Raw genomic sequence first — 20,122 nt, forward strand, 5'->3', positions numbered from 1 at the left:
CAATTTTAATACTTGCAAAAGAAAATTTGTAAAATTTCATTTTGTAAATTAGCTTTTTTCAATTTAGACTATGAATTTAATCATTGATGTAGGTAATACGTATACTAAACTAGCTGTTTTTAAGCGTGATAAGATAAAAGACAAAGAAAGAGTTAAAACCAAAAAAATTATTGAAGTAATTGAAAAACTTCAAGAAAAATATGACGATTTAAAGGTTGGTATCGTTTCTTCTGTTGGAAAACTTGATCAAAAAACGCTAGATTTTTTAGAAAAAAACCTACAATTAACCATTTTAAGTCATAAAACAAGAATACCATTTACTAATTTATACGGTACTCCAAAAACATTAGGAATTGATAGAATAGCTTTAGTTTGCGCTTCAGTAGAACAATTTCCAAATGAAAATGTATTAATTATTGATGCGGGTACATGTATTACTTTCGATTTTATAAATCATAAAAACGAATACTTAGGAGGCGCTATTTCACCAGGAATTAGAATGCGTTATAAAGCTATGCATAATCAAACAGCCAATTTACCGTTATTAAAAACAGAAGTTCCAAAAACTATTGTTGGAAACTCTACGGCAAGTTCAATGCATTCAGGAGTTGTTAACGGAGTTTTAAGAGAAATAGATGGTAATATTGAACAGTATGTTAAAGAATTTGGAGATTTAACAATTATTTTAACAGGAGGAGATGCTAAAATGTTGTCTAAACAATTAAAAAGTAGCATATTTGCGAACTCGAATTTCCTTTTAGAGGGATTGAATTTTATTTTACAATATAATACACACTAATGATAAAAAAACTTGTATTAGTTTTTATTGCATTATTTGCAATTCAAAGTTACGCCCAAGAAGGGACAGCATCTCCTTATTCTTTTTATGGAATAGGATCTTTAAAATTTAAAGGGACAGTGGAGAATGGAAGCATGGGTGGATTGAGCATCTATAAAGATAGTATTCATGTGAATTTAAGGAACCCAGCTACTTATGCTGAAAATAATTTGTCGATCTTTCCATTTAACGGAGAAAGTAGACCTGTGAAATTTGCTGTTGGAGCAAGTACAACTTCTACTAATTTAGAAAGTAATTCTGGAGAGGCTAAAGTAAGTTCTACTACATTCGATTATTTGGCCTTATCTGTGCCTATAGGTAAATTAGGTTTTGGTTTTGGTTTATTGCCATATACTGCTGTTGGTTATAAGTTAGAAAATAGAAATAGCGATGGAGATTTAAATGAAAGATTTAGAGGAGAAGGCGGTTTGAATAAAGCATTTCTTTCAGTAGGTTATCAGTTTACAAAAAACTTTAGTGCTGGTATTGATGCTAATTATAATTTTGGAAACATTCAAAATAGTACTATAGAATATAGATATAATAATGAAGGAGAGCCTTTACAATCTCAAACTCGTGAAAATAATCGTTCAGATTTAAGTGGTATAAATATTAATTTAGGCTTCCATTATAAAGGTATGGTTACAGATAAATTAGAATTGCAATCTGCTTTTACTTATACTCCATCTAGTAGTTTAACATCTAAAAACACGCGTTCTTTTTCTACTATTACAATCGATCCTTTAACAGGTTCAGAATTTGATATTGATACCATAGAAGGAGATTTAACGTCTTCTGGTCTAGACGAAACAGATTTAAAATTACCATCACGTTTTTCTATTGGTGCTGGATTAGGAAAGCCTAACAAATGGTTTGCTGGTATAGAATATACTACTCAAAACACTAGTAAATTTTTTAATGAACTGTATAATGATGGCGTCTCTAATTTTGAAAATGCATCAGGACTATCTATAGGAGGATTTTATATTCCTAAGTATAATAGTTTGTCAAGTTATTATAAAAGAGTAGTTTATAGAGCAGGTATGCGTTTTGAAAACACTGGTCTAAACATACAAAATCAGTCTATAAAAGAGTTTGGCATATCTTTTGGAGTAGGATTACCAGTTGGAAGATTATTCTCTAATACTAACTTAGGTTTCGAAATAGGAAACCGTGGTACAACAAGTGCTAATTTAATAAAAGAGAACTTTGTAAAATTCCAATTAAGTTTATCGTTAAACGACAGATGGTTTAACAAAAGAAAGTATGACTAACAGAGTAAAATTTAATATTATGAAAACTAACATTACATTATTAATAGCTTTTTTGTTTTTAGGAACAAGTATAGGCTTTGCACAAGATACCGAAGAATGTAGAACAAACTTATCTATAATGAGTGAGTATGTTAAAGCAAAAAACTTTGATGCCGCTTATGCTCCTTATAAAAGTTTAGTAGCGACTTGTCCTAAGTATAATTCAGGATTATATAAATATGGAGAAGATATGTTTAAGCATTTTATTAAAAATGCTACTGGTGACAAAAAAGTGGGGTATATAAACGAACTTATAGCTATGTGGGATACAAGAGCTTTAAATTTTGCAAGTAAAACTCCTAAAGGTAAATATGATGCTAAAAAAGCAGAGTTAAGATATGATAATAGAGAGTTATTAGGTTTAAATGATACTATGATTTATAATGAATTTGATGCAATCTTTAAATCAGATTTAAAAAACTTTAAAAGCCCTAAAGGTTTATATGTTTACTTCAAATATATGGTTAAGTTGTTTGATGCTAAGCAAAAAACGGCGCAAGAGTTATTTGATAAGTATGATGATGTTGTAGGTAAGTTAGAAACTGAGGTTGAAAAGAATTCTGCTGAATTAAATAAATTAACAGCTAAAGAAGCTTCTGGAGCAACATTAACAAAAAAGGAGAAAAGATATAAGAAGTTTTATACACAAACATTAAGTGCTTTAGATAAGATTTCTGGTAGTGTAGATAGTGAAATTGGAGGAAGGGCAAATTGTGAAACTTTAATACCGCTATATCAAAAAGATTACGATGCTAATAAAAATAATGCACAGTGGTTACAACGTGCAATGAACAAATTACATGCAAAAGGATGTAAAGATGATCCAATGTTTGTAAAAGTTGTAAAGCAAAAGAATACAATAGAGCCAGATGCAGATACAGCATACTATTTATATTTAATTACTGGAGAGCAAAAGTATTTTGATCAATCATTATCATTACAAACAGATCCTTTTAAGAAAGCAAAATTGTATAAGAAAATTGCTGGAGGCTTTAAGTCTAAAGGAAAATATGGGAAAGCAAGACAGTACTATATGAAAGTTATGGAAATGAATCCTTCAGATAGAAGTCCATATTTACAGATAGCAGATATGTACGGTAAAAGTGCTAAAAATTGTGGAGGAGATAATTTTTCTCAACGTGCAGTATTTTGGTTAGCAGCACAAGCGGCAGAAAAAGGAGGAAGCTCTAAAGCTGCTAAAAGTTATAGAGGTTTAGCACCTACAAAAACTGAAATATTCAATAAGAATATGAGTGGAAAAACCATAAAAGTTGGATGCTGGATTCAAAGAAGTGTTACAGTGCCAAATGTATAAATGAAAAATAAAAGTTTACATATTATAAAAAATGGAGTCATAGCATTAGCTGTGACTTTATTTTTTTCTTGTAAAAATAACTTTCAAGAGGTTCAAAAAATAGGGGTTTCTGCTAACGAACCTCAAGGGATTGCAGAGAAGATAAATGCTAAAAGAACAGATTCTGGTCGTGTTGTTGCTAATTTAATTAGTAAAAAAATGTTAGACTACGGTAATAGAGACTTTGCTTATTCTGAGTTTCCTGAAGGTGTAATACTTCATATTTATGATGGTAATAATAGTAAAACGAAAACTACTATTGTTTCAGATTATGCTATTTTATATTCAGAAACAGACGTTATAGATTTACAAGGAAATGTTATTATAGCTACTTCTCAAAAAGACTCATTATTTGCAGAGCAGTTATATTTTGATCAAAATAAAGAATGGTTGTTTACAAATTCAGCCGTAACCTATAAATCAAAAGATTATATCACTCACGGTAATGGTTTTGATTCTAATCGAGATTTTTCTAAAGCAGAAGTTCTAGAAATAAAGGGTACTTTTGCTGTTAGTGAATAATGTCTAAGATCTTAATATCTATTCTCACTCAAACTTTTTATATATCTTTACTATTGTAAATTAATAATCTTATTACATTGAAATATTTAAAATTCTCACAATTTATATACTTAATCGCTGGTATTTATTTTTTATACGATGCAATAATGACCTGGAACAGTGATAGAAATCACGCTTACTTGTCTTTATTCTTATTTGCATTAGCAACATTTATGTTTTTCTTTAGAAGACGATTCCATAAAAAATATGATGAGCGTAATAATTCTAAATAGATGACTACAGCAGCAGTTATTTTAATTATTGTTGTATCATTATTATTATCTGCATTCTTTTCTGGAATGGAGATCGCTTATGTTTCTGCCAATAAAATTCATATTGAAATTGAAAAAAAACAAGATGACTTTTTAGCGAGAATTCTTTCGAAATTAACATCTAAACCATCAAAGTTTATTGCCACTATGCTTATTGGTAACAATATTGCATTAGTTATTTATGGTTTTTTCATGGGTGATTTACTCATGAAATGGTTTCAAAAATTAATTCCAACGCGTTTTGGTTTTCTAGATGTTTTATTAATCGATTTTAGTTTGCTATCTCAAACGGTTATCTCTACTCTGGTAATATTATTTACTGCAGAGTTTTTGCCTAAAGTGTTTTTTCAAATTTATAGTAATACCTTAATTAAAGTATTAGCTTTTCCTGCTTATTTATTTTACCTCGTGTTTACTTTTATTTCAGATTTTGTGCTTTGGATTTCAGATTTTATACTTAAAAAATTCTTTAAAACAGAAGGAGATCAAGTTCAATTAGCTTTTACTAAAGTTGAGTTAGGTAACTATATAAGTGAGCAAATGGAATCTGTTGAAGCTCATGATGAAATTGACACGGAAATTCAAATCTTTCAAAATGCCTTAGAGTTTGCAGAGGTTAAAGCTAGAGAGGTTATGATACCGCGTACAGAGATTGTAGCTATAGATATAAACGATTCTGTGTCTAATTTGAGCGGTTTATTTACAGAAACAGGGCTTTCTAAAATATTAATATACAAAGAAACAATTGATGATATTGTAGGTTATGCTCATGCTTTCGAGCTTTTTAAAAAACCCAAAACAATTAAATCTATGCAATTACCTGTAGAGTTTGTGCCAGAAACTATGTTGGTAAATGATATTTTAAATGTCTTAACTAAGAAAAGAAAAAGTATTGCAGTTGTTTTAGATGAATATGGTGGGACATCTGGTATCATGACTGTAGAAGATATAGTAGAAGAACTCTTTGGCGAAATACAAGATGAACACGATACTATATTACTAAAAGAAGAAAAAATAGACGATTTAAACTATGTGTTTTCTGCAAGATTAGAAGTTGACTATATTAACGAAACTTACAAGTTAAATTTACCTGAAGGAGAAAACTATGAAACATTAGGTGGTTTAATAGTAGATCATACAGAAGAAATTCCGCAACAAAACGATATTGTTGATACAGATAAATTTTTGTTTAAAATTATTGAAGTCTCTAATACTAAAATTGATTTAGTAACACTTGAAATAAAAGCAGACGATTAGTCTATATAACAGACTGTTAAGTCTGGATTTTTACTAAAAATCTTACGTAATATTAATTAATTTCAATTAATGCAAATTTCTGCTTTTATAATTAAGCAGAAAATGGTATTTTCGCCCACTATATTACATAAAATCTAATTCAACAGATGGCAATTTTAAATAAAATAAGACAGAAAACAGTTGTACTAATATTAGTAATCGCATTAGCATTATTTGCTTTTATATTATCAAGTCTTTTTGATAACAAGGATGCGTTATTTAATAAATCACCTAATGTGGTAGCAACTATTAATGGAAAGGATATCTCTCGTGAGGCTTTTATGGCTCAAGTAGAAGCTAGAAACAATCCAAATGCTACGCAAACACAAATTATGAATCAAGTGTATGAAGCTGAGGTTCGTAAAGCTGTAATGCAAGAGCAATTTGATAAGTTAGGTTTAACTGTTGGTAGAGAGCAAATGCGCGATTTATTAAAAGATAGGTACGCTACATTGCCACAATTCTTAAATGCAGATGGAGTATACGATGAGTCATTAATGAATCAGTTTATAGCAGATTTAAAGAAAAATTCTCCAGCACAGTATAGTAGGTTTGTAAGCGAGGAGCAAGGTATTGCCTCTGGAGCTTTACAACAAAACTATATTAATATGGTTAAAGCGGCAACTACTGCAACGTTAGCAGAAGGCGCTTTAAGTCATAAATTAGAAGGAGATAAAGTAGATTTAAAATATGTTTATGTACCATTTACATCTATAGCAGATAGTACTGTAACGGTTTCTCCATCTGAAATTAAGACGTATATTAATAATAATAAGAAAAAATACGAAGTTGAAGCTTCAAGAGATTTGCAATATGTTAAGTTCGAAGAAGTAGCTTCTCTTGAAGATGAAAATGCATTGCAAAATGATTTAATTAAGCTTATTAAAAACAGAGTAGAATATAATAATGGTAAAAATGATACTATAGCTGGTTTTGCCGAAATGAGTGTTGATAAAGCTGAAGCTTATGTAAATGCTAATTCTGATGCAGAAATAAAATATCAAGACAAGTTTGTATATGCTACAGCTTTACCTAAAAATATACAAGATAGTATCTCTAAATTAAATGTTGGAAATGTTTATGGACCATATAAAGATGGACTTACATTTAAGATTACTAAATTATTAGAAAAAAGACAATTGGCAGATTCAATTCAGTCAAGTCATATTATTATTCCTTTTGTTGGTTCTCAAGCAGCAAATACAGAGACGTCTATTACTAAAGAGCAAGCTAAAGCTAAAGCTGATAGTATTTTTGCATTAGTAAAAAATAATAAAACTAAATATGCAGAAATTGCAAATGAAATTAATACAGATGGTTCTAAAGGTAAAGATGGAAGTATTGGTTGGATTCGTTTAACGACATATAATCCTGCAGCCTTTGATCCAGATTTTGCTAACTTTTTGTTTTTTGAGGATAAAGGAAGTATTGATGTAGTTCTAACTAAATTTGGTTACCACATTATTAGAATAGATGATAAGAAAAATGTTGATACAGCATATAAAGTAGCAACTATAGAAAGAACTATTGAGCCATCAGTAGAAACAGAAGATGCTATTTTTAGAAATGCATCTAATTACGAAGTAGCACTAGAAAATAAAAGCTTTTTAGACGTTGCTAAAGACAATAATTTAAAAGTTAATCCAGTAACATCTGTTAAAGAATTAGATGAAAACATACCTGGAGCAGGTGCTCAAAGACCAGTTGTACGTTGGGCATTCGAAGAAGGTACAAAAGTAGGTAGCTCTAAACGTTTTGAAACTACAGATGGGTATATTATAGTGCAATTAACAAGTAAAAATGAAGCAGGTTTAATGAATGCTGAAGATGCTTCTGTAACTGCATTACCAGAGATTAGAAAAGAAAAGAAGGCTAAAATAATTAGAGATAGAGTAAATGCTTCATCTTTAGAAGATTTTGCAGCGGCTGAGAAACAACAAGTAAGAACAGCATTAGCAATTAATATGAAAAATCCAACAGTTTCTGGTGTAGGTAGAGAACCAATGGTTGTAGGTTATGCTTTTGGTCTTGCAGATGGAGCAACATCTAAATTAATTACAGGAGATAAAGGTGTGTTTATGGTACAGGTAACTAAAAAGACACCTGCAGTAGAATTAGACAACTACCAGTCTTTTGCTAACCAAGTAAGCACAGAAAAATTAAATGCTGTTAATACAAGGTTATATAATGCTTTAAAAGAATCAGCAGAGATCGAAGATAATAGAGCTAAAACAGTTCAATAGACTTCACTACATATAAAATAAAAAAGCCTCGCATTGCGAGGCTTTTTTATTTTATTAGACTTCTTCATTTTCAGAATTAATGGTAGTGGTTTGTACTTCAAAATTTCACCTTGTTAGAATATCTAATATGAATTTTATTAAATCTATTAATTATTCGTGTTTTAGTTCTTTTGAGCTCTCTATTATTAGTCTGTATCGCGTTGTTTTATTACCTCATTTTGAATAATATAGGGTTCTTTTTGTTTTATATCATTTATTATACTATTACTTTAGGTTTACTAAAATTTATATATTATGAAAAACAAGAACCTTAAAACATTATCACTAAATAAAAATGTGATTTCAAATTTAAAAGAAACTGAAACAAGAAGAATAAAAGGAGGCGAATTTAGAGAATCTAGTAATGATATTTTTCTTTGTGAAGCGCAGTGCTTTTCTGTACCTTGTTTATAATTAATATTAATTCTGATTTAAAAACTGCTAAAGTGAAATTAAAGATTTTTAAATGGGAATTTATATTAGAAATGTTATTAAAGGCGAGGTAATTCTCGCCTTTATTTAATTGCTTTTGCGTTCTATAAATCAAATTAGCTAACTTAAATTAGATGATTTAAGTGTTTGTCTTTTTTTTACCTGTTTTTAGTTTTCTAGATTTAATCATTATTAATTTTAAAACTTTACTATTATGTTAGAGCAATTAAAAAAATTTCAAATCAAAAATTCTAAAGTTATTAAAGGAGGGCTTCCAGAAGGTTGGTATGCGGTATGTAATTCAGATGGGACACATACTGCCTATGGTCCTAATGGGAGTAGTTTTACATGGACGCCAGAATAATTATTTTAAAAGCGAACTCTGGTTCGCTTTTTTACTTTTCATTTTATTAACTACAGTTTTAAGTTATGTTTTATTGGTTTTAATAAAATTCATTTTTTCATAAAATATTCTCTTATATTTGGTAGGCTTATTATATTTTAAATTACACTTAGCTTAATTAATGATAAAAAAAGAATTTCCTTTTTTCAGGCAGTTAGATCAAATGGACTGCGGTCCAACATGCTTAAGAATGATAGCTAAGCACTATGGGAAATCTTATACTGTAGATTTTTTAAGACGAAAAGCTAATATTACCAGAGAAGGAGTGTCTTTAGAAGGTATTGCAGAAGCAGCGGAAGCTATAGGCTTACATACTCTAGCGGTTGCTATAGATTTTAAAACTCTAAAAGAAGAAGTGCCATTTCCTTTTATTGCGCACTGGAGGCAACGTCATTTTGTTGTAGTTTATAAAGTTAAAAAGAATACTGTTTATGTAGCAGATCCAGCACATGGTTTAGTAAAGTATTCTAAAGAAGATTTTATTAAAGGTTGGATAGGTAAAAATGCAGACCCAGAAACTGCTGAAGGTTTTTTATTACTACTAGAACCTACTCCTGAGTTTGAACAAACAGAGCCAAGTGATAAAAAAGAGTACGGTTTCAAGTTTTTATTCTGGTATTTTAAGCCTTATAAAAAACATATTATTCAGCTTGTACTTGGGCTTTTAGTAGGTAGTATATTACAGCTTATTTTTCCGTTTTTAACCCAAGCAGTAGTAGATTATGGTATTAATTATCAAAATCTAAATTTTGTGTATTTAATACTTATTGCGCAACTTACCTTATTTATATCTCAAACCTCTGTAGAACTCATTAGAGGATGGATATTATTACATATGACTAGTAGAATAAATATTAGTCTCATTTCCGATTTTTTACTAAAGTTAATGCGATTACCTATATCGTTTTTCGATTCTAAAAATACAGGAGATATTATGCAACGTATCTACGATCATAATAGAATACAAAGTTTTTTGTCTTCAACAACATTAAATACACTCTTTTCTGCGTTTAACCTTGTTGTTTTTGGAGTCGTATTAGCCTATTACAATCTAACCATTTTTACTATTTTCTTTATAGGATCATTTTTATACATTGGATGGACATTATTATTTTTAAAGAAAAGAGCCGAATTAGATTATAAACGATTTGATCAATCATCAGATAATCAAAGTAGTTTATTTCAGCTTATTTCTGGAATGCAAGAAATAAAATTAAATGGGTCTGAACGTAGGAGACGTTGGGAATGGGAAGCTATACAAGTGCGACTGTTTAAGATTTCTATTAAGGGTTTAGCACTGTCGCAAACTCAAAATACTGGAGGTCGCTTTTTAAATGAATTAAAAAATATTTTAATTACGTTTATTGCAGCTAAAGCGGTTATAGATGGTAATTTAACATTAGGTATGATGTTATCTGTTCAATATATAATTGGGCAATTAAATCTGCCAATAAATAACTTTATTACTTTTATTCAAACAGGTCAAGATGCTAAATTAAGTATAGAGCGACTTTCAGAAATTCATAATAAAGAAGATGAAGAAGATCGTTTTGATGATGCTATAAAAGAGCTACCAAACGATAAGACTATAAAAGTAGTTAAAGGGAACTTTAGATACGGCGGTAAGAGTGCTCCTCTAATTTTAAACAACTTAAATTTTGAATTTCCCGAAGGAAAAGTAACAGCTATAGTAGGAGCAAGTGGTAGTGGTAAAACAACATTAATAAAGTTAATGCTTAAGTTTTATGAATTTAATGAAGGAGATATGCTTATTGGTCAAACCAATTTAAAGAATATTAGTACTAAATTTTGGAGAAAATGTTGTGGATCTGTTATGCAAGATGGGTTTTTATTTAGTGATACTATTGCAAAAAATATAACCGAGTCAGATTCTGAAGGTCTTATAGATAAAGAACGTTTAATGCATGCAGTTAAGGTAGCAAATATTGAGTCGTTTATAGAAGATTTACCTTCAGGATACAATACAAAAATTGGTGCTAGTGGTGTTAATGTAAGTGGCGGACAGAAACAACGTATTTTAATAGCCAGAGCGGTATATAAAAACCCTAAATATATCTTTTTTGATGAAGCTACAAGTGCATTAGATGCTAATAATGAAAAGGTGATAATGGAGAACCTTCAGGAATTTTACAAAGGAAAAACAGTTGTAGTTGTAGCTCATAGATTAAGTACAGTGAAAAATGCAGATCAAATTATTGTTTTAGATAGAGGTGAAATTATTGAAAAAGGAACACATGAAACGCTAACAAAAAAACGAGGATCTTATTACACATTAGTTAAGAACCAATTAGAGTTAGGTAATTAATATGTCTGAAAGTAAAAAGAAAATACAAAGACGAAAAATAGATGACTTAAATGAGCGCTCAGATCAAGTTAAAGAAATTCTTGGTCAGCCACCAGGTTGGTTAATATCTAGAGGTATTTCATTGGTCTTTATAATATTACTAATTTTAATATTAGGTTCTGCACTTATAAGTTATAATGATATTATACAGGCTAGAGTTACTATTACATCAAAAAACCCACCAGCTTATCTAGATGCCAAAGCATCAGGGAAGTTAGAAGCTATTTTTGTTGAAGCAGACAAAAGCGTTAAAAAAGATGATGTTTTAGCGGTTATTGAAAGTACGGCAGATTATAAAGACGTAAGAGCTGTTAAGCAAAGAATTTTAGAGTTTTCACCAAGTCTTTCTGACTATGATTCTATACGAAATAAGTTTCCTTCAAATCTAAGATTAGGTGCTATACAAAGAAGTTATCATGCTTTTAGATTACAGTATCAAGAGTATTTAAAATATAATACACTTAATCCTGAAAAGAATGATGTTGTTAATTTACAATTGCAGATAAATACCAGAAAAAGTGGACTTAGGAATAGTAAAAATCAATTAGAACAATATAAAATAGAATTGGGTAATGCCGAAAATCTTTTTAGAAAAGAAGAAGAATTATATAAAAAAGGGATTCGCTCAGAAAAAGAGTATTTAGATCAACAAAGTATTTTATACTCTGCTAAAAGAAGAAAAGAATCACTCGAGTCTAGTATTAGTAGTGAAGAAAATGGCTTGTTAATGCTAAAAAATCAATTAAGGCAGGCTAGAATTGGAGATAAGGGCTCATCTTTTTCAACAGATCAAAATCTTGAAGAAGCTAAACAAAATTTAGAAAATGAAATTTTACAATGGGAACGACTATATCTTATTAAAAGTCCAATAAAAGGAAAAGTAACATTATTTGATGTATGGAATAAATACCAAAATGTAAATTTAGGTGATGTCCTGTTTACTGTAGTTCCAGATGATATTGAAGGTATCATTGGCCGTGTAACTATGCCTGTACAAAATTCTGGAAAAGTAAAACCAGGTCAAGATGTAATTATAAAATTAAATAATTACCCTTATCAAGAATGGGGTAGTTTAAATGGAACGATAAATAATATTTCTGCCGTACCAAAACAAGTTGGACAAGGTGAAGCTAGTTACACCATATTTATTGATGTTTCTAGTCTAGAAACTTCATTTAATAAAACTTTAGACTTTAAACAAGAAATGCAGGGTACAGCCGAAATTGTTGTAGAAGAACTTACTGTAATGCAACGTATTTTTTATCAATTGCGAGAAGTTTTTAGTAGGAATTAAGTTTCTTTTATTTAATTCTTTTTCGATATATTTTTCTCTTAAGATAATACAGATTATTATAAATAACATAATAAAAGCGAGCCTAAACTCGCTTTATAATTAATAATTACAGCACATAGAAACTAGACTATAGTCACAAGATCTTGCAGGTGTAGTAGGTTTACCGCATTGAAATACTGTATTCTCTGTAGTGTGGCAAGCAAACTCATTAGTTGTTAAAGCGTTTCCTCCATTTAATTTCCCAATATTAGATATTGTTTTTTTGTTAAGCTTTAGATGTTTTAATTTCTTTTTTTTCATAATTATTAAAATTGAATTCTTAATACATTGAAAATAAGGAGCTATTTAAATATTTAAAATAGGAAATGTATAAACGTTGTACTTTTTTTCAAATTCGTTAAAGGCTATTTAATAATTGATTTATTGAGAATATAAAAGAAACGAAAACCGAAAGAAGAATCTTTATATGTAAATATTACTTTACAGTACTCTTCTGCCTAGCAATCATAGATTTATAATAACGGCATAAAAAATCATAGCAAACCATTTCATGCATTCTGTTTTTAGATTTAAATAAACGATTCATCAACATGTGTATGTAGCTAGACATTAGGTTGTTGAGATTCATTTCTAAAGCGCCTCTTTTATTGTGATCTAAGATAGCGTCTACAATCTCTTTTATGGCATTTTGTTTTTCATTTAAAAGCTCTAGAAGAATAGCATAATCTGGGTTGTTTTCGGTAGTGAATGTCATAAACTCTTGAAGTTTACTACGTTCATTTCTATACTTGTCGTTAAGTTGTTTTCCTAGAAATTTTGTAGTATCAAACTCACTCCTAAAACCAATACTTAAACTTTCTAATAAGTTTTTCTTGTCTTCATTACTATATTTAAAGCTATCTAATAAAGAATCTATTGCTCTTATAGAAAAAAGCCAACGTAATTCTTCACCTTCATCGCCTTCAATTAAATTTAAGAAGTCTACAATCATTTTACTATCATGATAAAATAAAGTTTCTCCAATATCTATAGTATTAGAGCCATAACGTTCTATTTCTCTTTGGTATGTTTCTAATTGTATTTTCCAAATAAGGTCTTGCTCTATAAATGTTTTAAAATGAGGATAGAGACTGTTAATAATATGGCCTATATGTTCTGGGTTATTATAATGAAAACGAACACGGATATGATGTTTAGGATCGGCGTACCTTATAAAAAACCATTTGTCTATAATGTTATCTTCTATAAGTTTTTCACTTATAGGTTTAATAATTTCTGTTAATATAGTATCAGATGTTTTAGGTCCAGTATATATTTTATAGTATAACCAGCTATCTCCTAAGATGAAATTTCTCTGCGTCTTATTATGCATTAGAGTTTGTTTTAGCGTTATTTAATTTTTGCGCATTGTAGAAAGACACAATAACTTGGTTTGTATAATATTCTTCTTTTTTAGTAACAATACCTTCATTACTAAAAAGAAATTCTGTTAGTTTAAACGACGATCTTTTGTTAACTGTATTAAGCAGCATTTTTACAGATGTTATGTTATCAAAATTTATAAGAAGTTCATTATCTCCATCTGCTAGCATAACAAATTGAGGTATTTTTAACGTATCTCTAAGTGTTTGTATAGCTAATAAGAGATCTTTATCACTATTAATTGTTTTTTGTAAAGGTTCTATATGCGTTTTCTTTAAATTCCATGTGGCATCATGTAATATTAAATTTAGATACTCTATTCTGGGTAAAAACTCGTAATCACTTGCAAATGGGCCTAAGTTTAATGCTATTCCTCCTCTAATATTTTGGGTTTGTAAATCTGAAAGAAAATGATAAATAGGTAATGATGCGTTACCAGAATAATTATGCGCATTAGTTAAATGCGGTCTTACTTCTTTATTATGTTTTTTAGATCTTAAATAAAGTGTTCTATTATTTTTAACCGAAAGCATTAAATCGTCTATAGGTAGTTGTTGTGCTTTAGGTTTAATAGATTTTGCTAAATAAGGAATTTCGTATTCTCTTAAATCTGGACGCATTAAAATATTGCCAACTCTAGATTCTGGAAGATGAGCAATTTCTGCTAAAAGTTTATTGTTATTTATTTTAGTTTCTGTGTCAATAATCTTTTGAGTATAATTATGTAATTTCTCATCTCCATGGCAAAAACGACCTAAAAGATTAGCGGCACTAGAACCGCCGGCACTACTAATTTTTATTTTCTCTTTTCCGTTTTCTATTATTAATTCAACCATACTAGAAAAAGTATCAGGTAGATCATTCCAGTTAACATCTAGATCTTTAAAGTCGTTTGCGTCTAATGTAATGGTATAGGCATCTTCTTTAAGTGCTTTAATTAGTAGTTTTTGAAATAATGCATTTATTGAACTCCATTTAATATCTGAAACATTGTGTTTAGATGTTTTTCCTGGAATTATTAAATCATCAACCAAAGGGTTTACATCTCCAGAGTTTTGACCTTGCTTATAACCAATGCCAATTTCAACATCTAAGGCATTAGATAACATTACTTCTCTTTCTTCGTAGCGTTCATAAAAAGCATCTTTAAATTTACTTAGTAAAGTAGTTTGAGGTGGGATTGTAATTTTATTAAAAAGCGTTAACCCTTTCTTTATGTCTTCTATGATTTCTTTGTTAATAGTATTTTCATTACAATTAAGAACTAGGTCTGATTGGAATAAAAACTTAAGATCAAATGTGGTTTTTAATTGTTCAAGAAATTCACTTAACTTTATATAATCTTTAGGGTTGTTTCCTATCGTTTTATCAATGATGCTTAATTTCTCATCAGCTTTTTGTAGTGTAATTAGAATGTCGTCTATATTATCTAACTTTTTTAATACGGAATAAATTTGATCTAAAAATTCTGGTCCTGAAACAGCTGGTTCAAGTTCGCTAATTAGTAATTGGCTATAGACAAGTTCGTCTATAAATTCTTTAGCTTCTTCAATGGAGATGTCGTCATTTACTAATATTTTTGCTAAATCTTCCAATTTAGCACCTTCAGAAGCTTTCTTTAAAACGGCATTAAGATATTCGCTGTCATCTACTGCAACAATTTGATGTTGTCTTTTACTATTAAAGTATTTGTATTCTATATAGCGTAATTGGTTTCCTATATTGTATATACTGGAATTTGGAGTGAAAAGAAGTTGTGCTCTTATAGTATCATTTTTTACTAAATCTTGCGATAATGAAACTAAATAATTCATATCTAACCTTGTATGTCTCTCGTTTTTATTGGCACCATCAACTTCAATTTTAGTGTTTTCCCCAAACGAACCAACTGCGCAACCAGCAAATAGACCAAAAGGAGTGCATCTAGAAGACATTCTCGTGATGTATTTTAAGATAGAGAACTTTAGTTTTTCTACCTTTTTTTTGTCTTCTATTTCTCCATTAAGCCATCTCTTTATTTCTTCATAAAATGATGGTGAAGCCAGGAATAACGCTTCATTTATAACAGGGTTGTTAAATAAATTAATAAAATCATCATCTCCAATAATTTGGTTTGATGTTAATAGTTTATATGAACTAAAAGAAAATAGAGGTGTTCTTAATATGTAATTTGTAAAGCTTTTGTATGGATTATTTTTGCTCATATAAAAATTAACTTATCATTAAACATTCGTCCCAATTGGTTTCAAAACTTGATAGTTGATCAATAATAACTAATCCAATACCAGTAATACCTTCTAAAAGATTTGTTTCATTTTGCCATTCTCTATCTTTCCCAATACATTGTTTGTAGCCAGCATATCCATCTTCATGAACAGCTTTGTCTAGACCATCTTGAATCCAAAAATCGGTAGCATCCTTAAATTCTTTTACTCCAGTTTCTTTATACATTCTATTAAATATTTGTGCATTGCCATAAGAACCATGACAAATAGCAGCATCAATAACCATAGAATCTTCTGCATTAGTTCTTAAGGCTGTATGTTTTAAAATTGAAATAGCAGTAGTTTTTAATGCTTCATCGTTTAACGCTTTGGCAGCAAACCATAATCTTATTGCAACACCTAAATCACCATAACACCATGCTACTCGGCTATTATAGCTTAAGTCGTTATTTGTAGTTGGTATTGTACTAGGAAAAACAGATAAATCATTCTTATTAGAGCTTCTAAAACTTAAAATGTAATGTATAGCACTTTTAAGGAGATGCTCTGTTTTGTCTTTAAATGGTTCGTGTTCGTAGAGTTTAGTTAGTATTCCAATGATACTAGACATACCATGCGATAAACTTAAATTATACACTTTTTCTTCGGTTTCACTACTTATAGTTGAGATCCATTTAGTTTTATTTTCGTCTTCATTTGTAGATAAGTTTTTAAGTTGGTCTATAACCTCAAATAAAATAACTTGGTATTTTTCCTTTAATTCTTTAGAATTGGTGTTTTTATAACGCTGTAAAAAATAAAAAGCATAGCCTATAGCTCCATGTAAAAAATCGTAATTACCTTTTTTAAAGTCGTTTATCATAGATTGATATAGGTAATCATCTACTTCAGGGAGTAGTTCATCAGCATCAATTTCAATAAATTTTTCTTGCTCTAAATGATCACAAACCCAGCCTAAGCCTGCAATTCCTGTGCAAAAAGTAGGATAATTGTAACCATCGTTAATTTTTTCTATGCAATTAGAAATTATATCAACTCCTATATCTGCATTAGTTTCAATATCTAAGTATTTTGAGTAATAAAATTGAAATAAAGAAATACCAGATAACCCAGCTAAAACACCTAAATGCTTTTCTTGTTGGTACTTCGATTCTATAATGCGATGTATTTGAATTAGTTTTTTTTCTAAAATGTCTTTTTGCATGCTTTTTATTAATGTTTAAATAGGAACTGTTGTAAAGTTAAATTTATTTAAAAACTTAACGGTATAAATATGTTATTCTTAACCCAAATTTATAAATCTATTGAATGAATCATTTGTTTTAATAAGTTTAGAATAGGAATACTAATATAAAACTCTAGAACTAACTTATTCATTTTTAGTTTTGTTTAGCGCCTTATATTAGATGATTTATGGTGTTTACCATTTGTATTTAGTCTTTTTTAATTAATTCTAATTTTTAAAATTCAATAAAAACCTTACTTTAAGTATGCTTTTTCACTACTCGTGTGCTTTTTATTATGACTAATTTTAAATACTATTAATTTTTAAAATTTACATGATGAAAAAAAAGAATCTTAAAAGCTTAAAGCTTAACAAAAAATCTATTTCTAATTTTAAAAGTGAAGAAATAAGTGGAGGGACAGGTAAATCTGTTAATCAAACATGTACAGGAATGGCAGGATGTACATTTGACTCCCTAGAATGTCTTACTGCAATGAATTTTTCATGTATGCCTTGTTCAGGTCAACAATAATTAAAAGCGAGCTTCGGCTCGCTTTTCTTTTTTAAAGATATATTTTATAAAATCATATCTTTAAAAGAGAGAATAGTATTGTAACCCTTTTGTTTAAAATAATGAGTTACATATTCTTTTGTCCCAGTGACTAATACAAAATCACCATTCCAGCCACCAAGGCTTTTTATTTGGTTTTTATAATCACTAAATAGACGTTGTTTAATTGGAATTTGTTTTGTGATTGTTCCAATTAATGTTTCATGATTGGCAATCAGTATTTCAAAATCATCAATAGTATTCGCTTTAATTATTTTATTAGTGATTGTATTTACTTTAGTGATAATTGTTTCAATATTATGTTTATTACTTTGATAAGTTTTTATCGCTTCTCGACTATCTTGCTTCCTATTTAAATGAACAAAAAATAATTTATCTACAAATATTTTATTGAAACTAAGAGCTTTTATAATAGGTTTCCCTTTATCTAAAGAATATAATATTGGAGAATTGTTTTGTGCACAAGCAACATCATATCCACTACCTCCAAATGTTTTATTTGATAACTCAAAAACGTTAATATTTGCCCATTGTGCAATATTGTTTAGTAATGTAGAAGAAGAACCTAATCCCCAATTATTTGGAAACTCCAAAGTAGAAGTTACTTTATAGCCTTTTTCTTTAGTTAAAAACTCTGGATTAAGTGCTTTTGCTGTTAGTAATATTTCAATTAATCTTTTTGAAATATTATTAGCTATTTGCGATGATGTAATCTCTTTATTTGAAAGAGTAAATTCATCTGAAAACCAAATATTGCCTTTATTATCAATGCTTTTCCAACTAATTTTAGGCTCGTTAATAAATTCTACAGTTAATATTTGTCCAAATTTGGTTGGTAAGGCAAAAGCTTTAGCGCCGTCAAGAACAACATATTCAGCTGTAAGTAGAAGTTTTCCATGGCTATAAAACGTTTGCATTATCGTCTTAGTTTTTCAATTTCAGATACTACAGCACTATGTGTTACTGTATTATTTTTAAAATGGTTGACAATAACATCTTTTTCTTTATTTGTAGCATTAAATTGATTTAAGATATTCATTAAATGCATTTTCATATGGCCTTCTTGAATACCAGTGGTTGTTAATGAACGTAATGCAGCAAAATTTTGAGCTAAGCCAGCTACAGCAACAATTTGCATCAATGCTTTAGCATTTGGTTTGCCTAAAATTTCTAAAGCAATTTTAACTAAAGGGTGTAAACTTGTTAAGCCTCCAACGGTACCAAGAGCTAAAGGTATTTCTATCCAAAACGAGAAAATACCATCTTCAATTTTAGCATGAGTTAGACTCGTATATTTTCCGTCTTTAGCAGCATATGCATGTACGCCAGCTTCAACTGCCCTAAAATCATTTCCTGTTGCTAAAACAACAGCATCTATACCGTTCATAATGCCTTTATTATGAGTTACAGCTCTATAAGGTTCAACTTCAGCAATATTAACAGCTTGTACAAATTTCTCTGCAAAAGTACTTGGGTCTATATTTTTTTCTGCTAAATCTTCAACTTTACATGATACTTCAGCACGAACTAAACAATTTGGTACATAATTAGAGAGAATACTCATAACGATGTTTATTGGTGCCTCTAAAATTGTTTCGGCTTCAGTTTTAAAAGTTTTTGCAAACTGTTCTAAACAAGAGTTTATAAAATTTGCGCCCATAGCATCTAATGTTTCAAATGTAGCATGCAGTTGGTAATAGCCATTTATAGCTTTAGTTTTATCTCGTAATTCAATATCTAGAATGCCGCCACCACGTTTTTCCATATTACATGTAATGGCTTTAGTGTCTTCAATTAATTTGGGTTTAACCGTATTGAAATATTTTTTAAGAATGTTAAAATCACCAGAAAATGTAAAATGAACTTGTCCAATTTTAGTAGTAGAAATAACTGTTGTTTTAAATCCACCGCGGTCCAGCCAAAATTTTGCAGCTTTACTAGCAGCAGCGACTACAGAACTTTCTTCAATAGCCATTGGAATAGCATATAATCTATTATTAATTAGAAAATTTGGGGCAACACCAAGAGGTAAGTAATAATTAGAAATAGTGTTTTCTATAAATTCATCGTGTAATTGTTGAAGTTTATCATCATCATTAGCATATTGCAAAATGGTCTGTTTTGCAGTTTCAGAATTTGATAGATAATTGGTAACAATCCAATCTATTTTTTCAGATTTGGTCAATTTAGAAAAACCAGAAATTGATGCGTTCATTCAAAGTATATTAATTCTACAAAGATACTATTATCAATATCATATATAGCAATG

The 20,122-nt window shown here is 29.4% G+C and carries 18 protein-coding genes; 12 read left to right on the forward strand and 6 right to left on the reverse strand.

Translation table 11 applies throughout. The annotated features are described in order from the left end of the window. Positions 1–70 precede the first annotated feature (70 nt). The 11 genes from Q0997_RS04910 (at position 71) to Q0997_RS04960 (ending at position 12,410) form a co-directional block, all read left to right on the forward strand. Entirely contained in the window at positions 71–799 is a 729-nt protein-coding gene (locus tag Q0997_RS04910) for a type III pantothenate kinase (protein ID WP_299885378.1), read from the forward strand. Further along, the gene (locus Q0997_RS04915; RefSeq protein ID WP_299885381.1) at positions 799–2,112 is read left to right on the forward strand and encodes a hypothetical protein; all 1,314 of its coding nucleotides are present in this window, start codon (positions 799–801) and stop codon (positions 2,110–2,112) included. The genes Q0997_RS04910 and Q0997_RS04915 overlap by 1 nt, the downstream gene beginning before the upstream one ends. Before the next feature lie 19 nt (positions 2,113–2,131). After that, a complete protein-coding gene (locus Q0997_RS04920) occupies positions 2,132–3,466 on the forward strand; it encodes a hypothetical protein (protein WP_299885385.1) in 1,335 nt (444 codons plus the stop codon). Then, the gene (gene lptC / locus Q0997_RS04925) at positions 3,467–4,027 is read left to right on the forward strand and encodes an LPS export ABC transporter periplasmic protein LptC (RefSeq protein ID WP_299885388.1); all 561 of its coding nucleotides are present in this window, start codon (positions 3,467–3,469) and stop codon (positions 4,025–4,027) included. 77 nt (positions 4,028–4,104) lie between these two features. Next, a complete protein-coding gene (locus tag Q0997_RS04930; RefSeq protein WP_299885391.1) occupies positions 4,105–4,299 on the forward strand; it encodes a hypothetical protein in 195 nt (64 codons plus the stop codon). Further along, positions 4,300–5,595 carry a hemolysin family protein gene (locus Q0997_RS04935; RefSeq protein WP_299885394.1) on the forward strand — a complete coding sequence of 432 codons (1,296 nt, stop codon included), beginning with the start codon at positions 4,300–4,302 and terminating at the stop codon, positions 5,593–5,595. 146 nt (positions 5,596–5,741) lie between these two features. Beyond that, positions 5,742–7,877 (forward strand): peptidylprolyl isomerase, encoded by a 2,136-nt coding sequence (locus Q0997_RS04940; RefSeq protein WP_299885396.1) that lies wholly within the window; start codon positions 5,742–5,744, stop codon positions 7,875–7,877. Positions 7,878–8,171: 294 nt separating this feature from the next. Next, a complete protein-coding gene (locus tag Q0997_RS04945; RefSeq protein WP_299885399.1) occupies positions 8,172–8,330 on the forward strand; it encodes a class I lanthipeptide in 159 nt (52 codons plus the stop codon). A gap of 232 nt (positions 8,331–8,562) precedes the next feature. Further along, positions 8,563–8,712, forward strand: a complete 150-nt coding sequence (locus Q0997_RS04950) for a hypothetical protein (RefSeq protein WP_299885402.1) — start codon at positions 8,563–8,565, stop codon at positions 8,710–8,712. Positions 8,713–8,872: 160 nt separating this feature from the next. After that, entirely contained in the window at positions 8,873–11,077 is a 2,205-nt protein-coding gene (locus Q0997_RS04955) for a peptidase domain-containing ABC transporter (protein WP_299885405.1), read from the forward strand. A 1-nt stretch (position 11,078) separates the two neighbouring features. Continuing rightward, on the forward strand, positions 11,079–12,410 hold the full coding sequence (locus Q0997_RS04960) for an HlyD family efflux transporter periplasmic adaptor subunit (RefSeq protein WP_299885413.1): 1,332 nt from the start codon (positions 11,079–11,081) through the stop codon (positions 12,408–12,410). 99 nt (positions 12,411–12,509) lie between these two features. On the opposite strand, the gene Q0997_RS04965 is transcribed toward Q0997_RS04960, so the two are convergent. The 4 genes from Q0997_RS04965 to Q0997_RS04980 form a co-directional block, all read right to left on the reverse strand. Further along, entirely contained in the window at positions 12,510–12,710 is a 201-nt protein-coding gene (locus Q0997_RS04965; RefSeq protein ID WP_299885416.1) for a hypothetical protein, read from the reverse strand. Positions 12,711–12,885: 175 nt separating this feature from the next. Then, the gene (locus Q0997_RS04970) at positions 12,886–13,782 is read right to left on the reverse strand and encodes a thiopeptide-type bacteriocin biosynthesis protein (protein WP_299885419.1); all 897 of its coding nucleotides are present in this window, start codon (positions 13,780–13,782) and stop codon (positions 12,886–12,888) included. Beyond that, entirely contained in the window at positions 13,775–16,036 is a 2,262-nt protein-coding gene (locus Q0997_RS04975) for a lantibiotic dehydratase family protein (RefSeq protein WP_299885420.1), read from the reverse strand. Before Q0997_RS04975 ends, Q0997_RS04970 begins: the two co-directional genes overlap by 8 nt. Before the next feature lie 7 nt (positions 16,037–16,043). Further along, a complete protein-coding gene (locus tag Q0997_RS04980; RefSeq protein WP_299885423.1) occupies positions 16,044–17,261 on the reverse strand; it encodes a lanthionine synthetase C family protein in 1,218 nt (405 codons plus the stop codon). Positions 17,262–17,619: 358 nt separating this feature from the next. On the opposite strand from Q0997_RS04980, the gene Q0997_RS04985 reads away from it, so the two are divergent. After that, entirely contained in the window at positions 17,620–17,814 is a 195-nt protein-coding gene (locus tag Q0997_RS04985) for a hypothetical protein (protein ID WP_299885425.1), read from the forward strand. A 44-nt stretch (positions 17,815–17,858) separates the two neighbouring features. Here the strand turns inward: Q0997_RS04985 and Q0997_RS04990 are convergent, their stop codons facing one another. Both Q0997_RS04990 and Q0997_RS04995 read right to left on the reverse strand, forming a co-directional pair. Further along, positions 17,859–18,770 (reverse strand): GYDIA family GHMP kinase, encoded by a 912-nt coding sequence (locus tag Q0997_RS04990; RefSeq protein ID WP_299885428.1) that lies wholly within the window; start codon positions 18,768–18,770, stop codon positions 17,859–17,861. After that, positions 18,770–20,068: a hydroxymethylglutaryl-CoA reductase, degradative gene (locus Q0997_RS04995; RefSeq protein ID WP_299885431.1), complete on the reverse strand. Its 1,299-nt coding sequence runs from the start codon at positions 20,066–20,068 to the stop codon at positions 18,770–18,772. Before Q0997_RS04995 ends, Q0997_RS04990 begins: the two co-directional genes overlap by 1 nt. Positions 20,069–20,122 lie beyond the last annotated feature (54 nt).

The sequence above is a fragment of the uncultured Lacinutrix sp. genome (assembly GCF_947500325.1).
Classification (GTDB): domain Bacteria; phylum Bacteroidota; class Bacteroidia; order Flavobacteriales; family Flavobacteriaceae; genus Lacinutrix.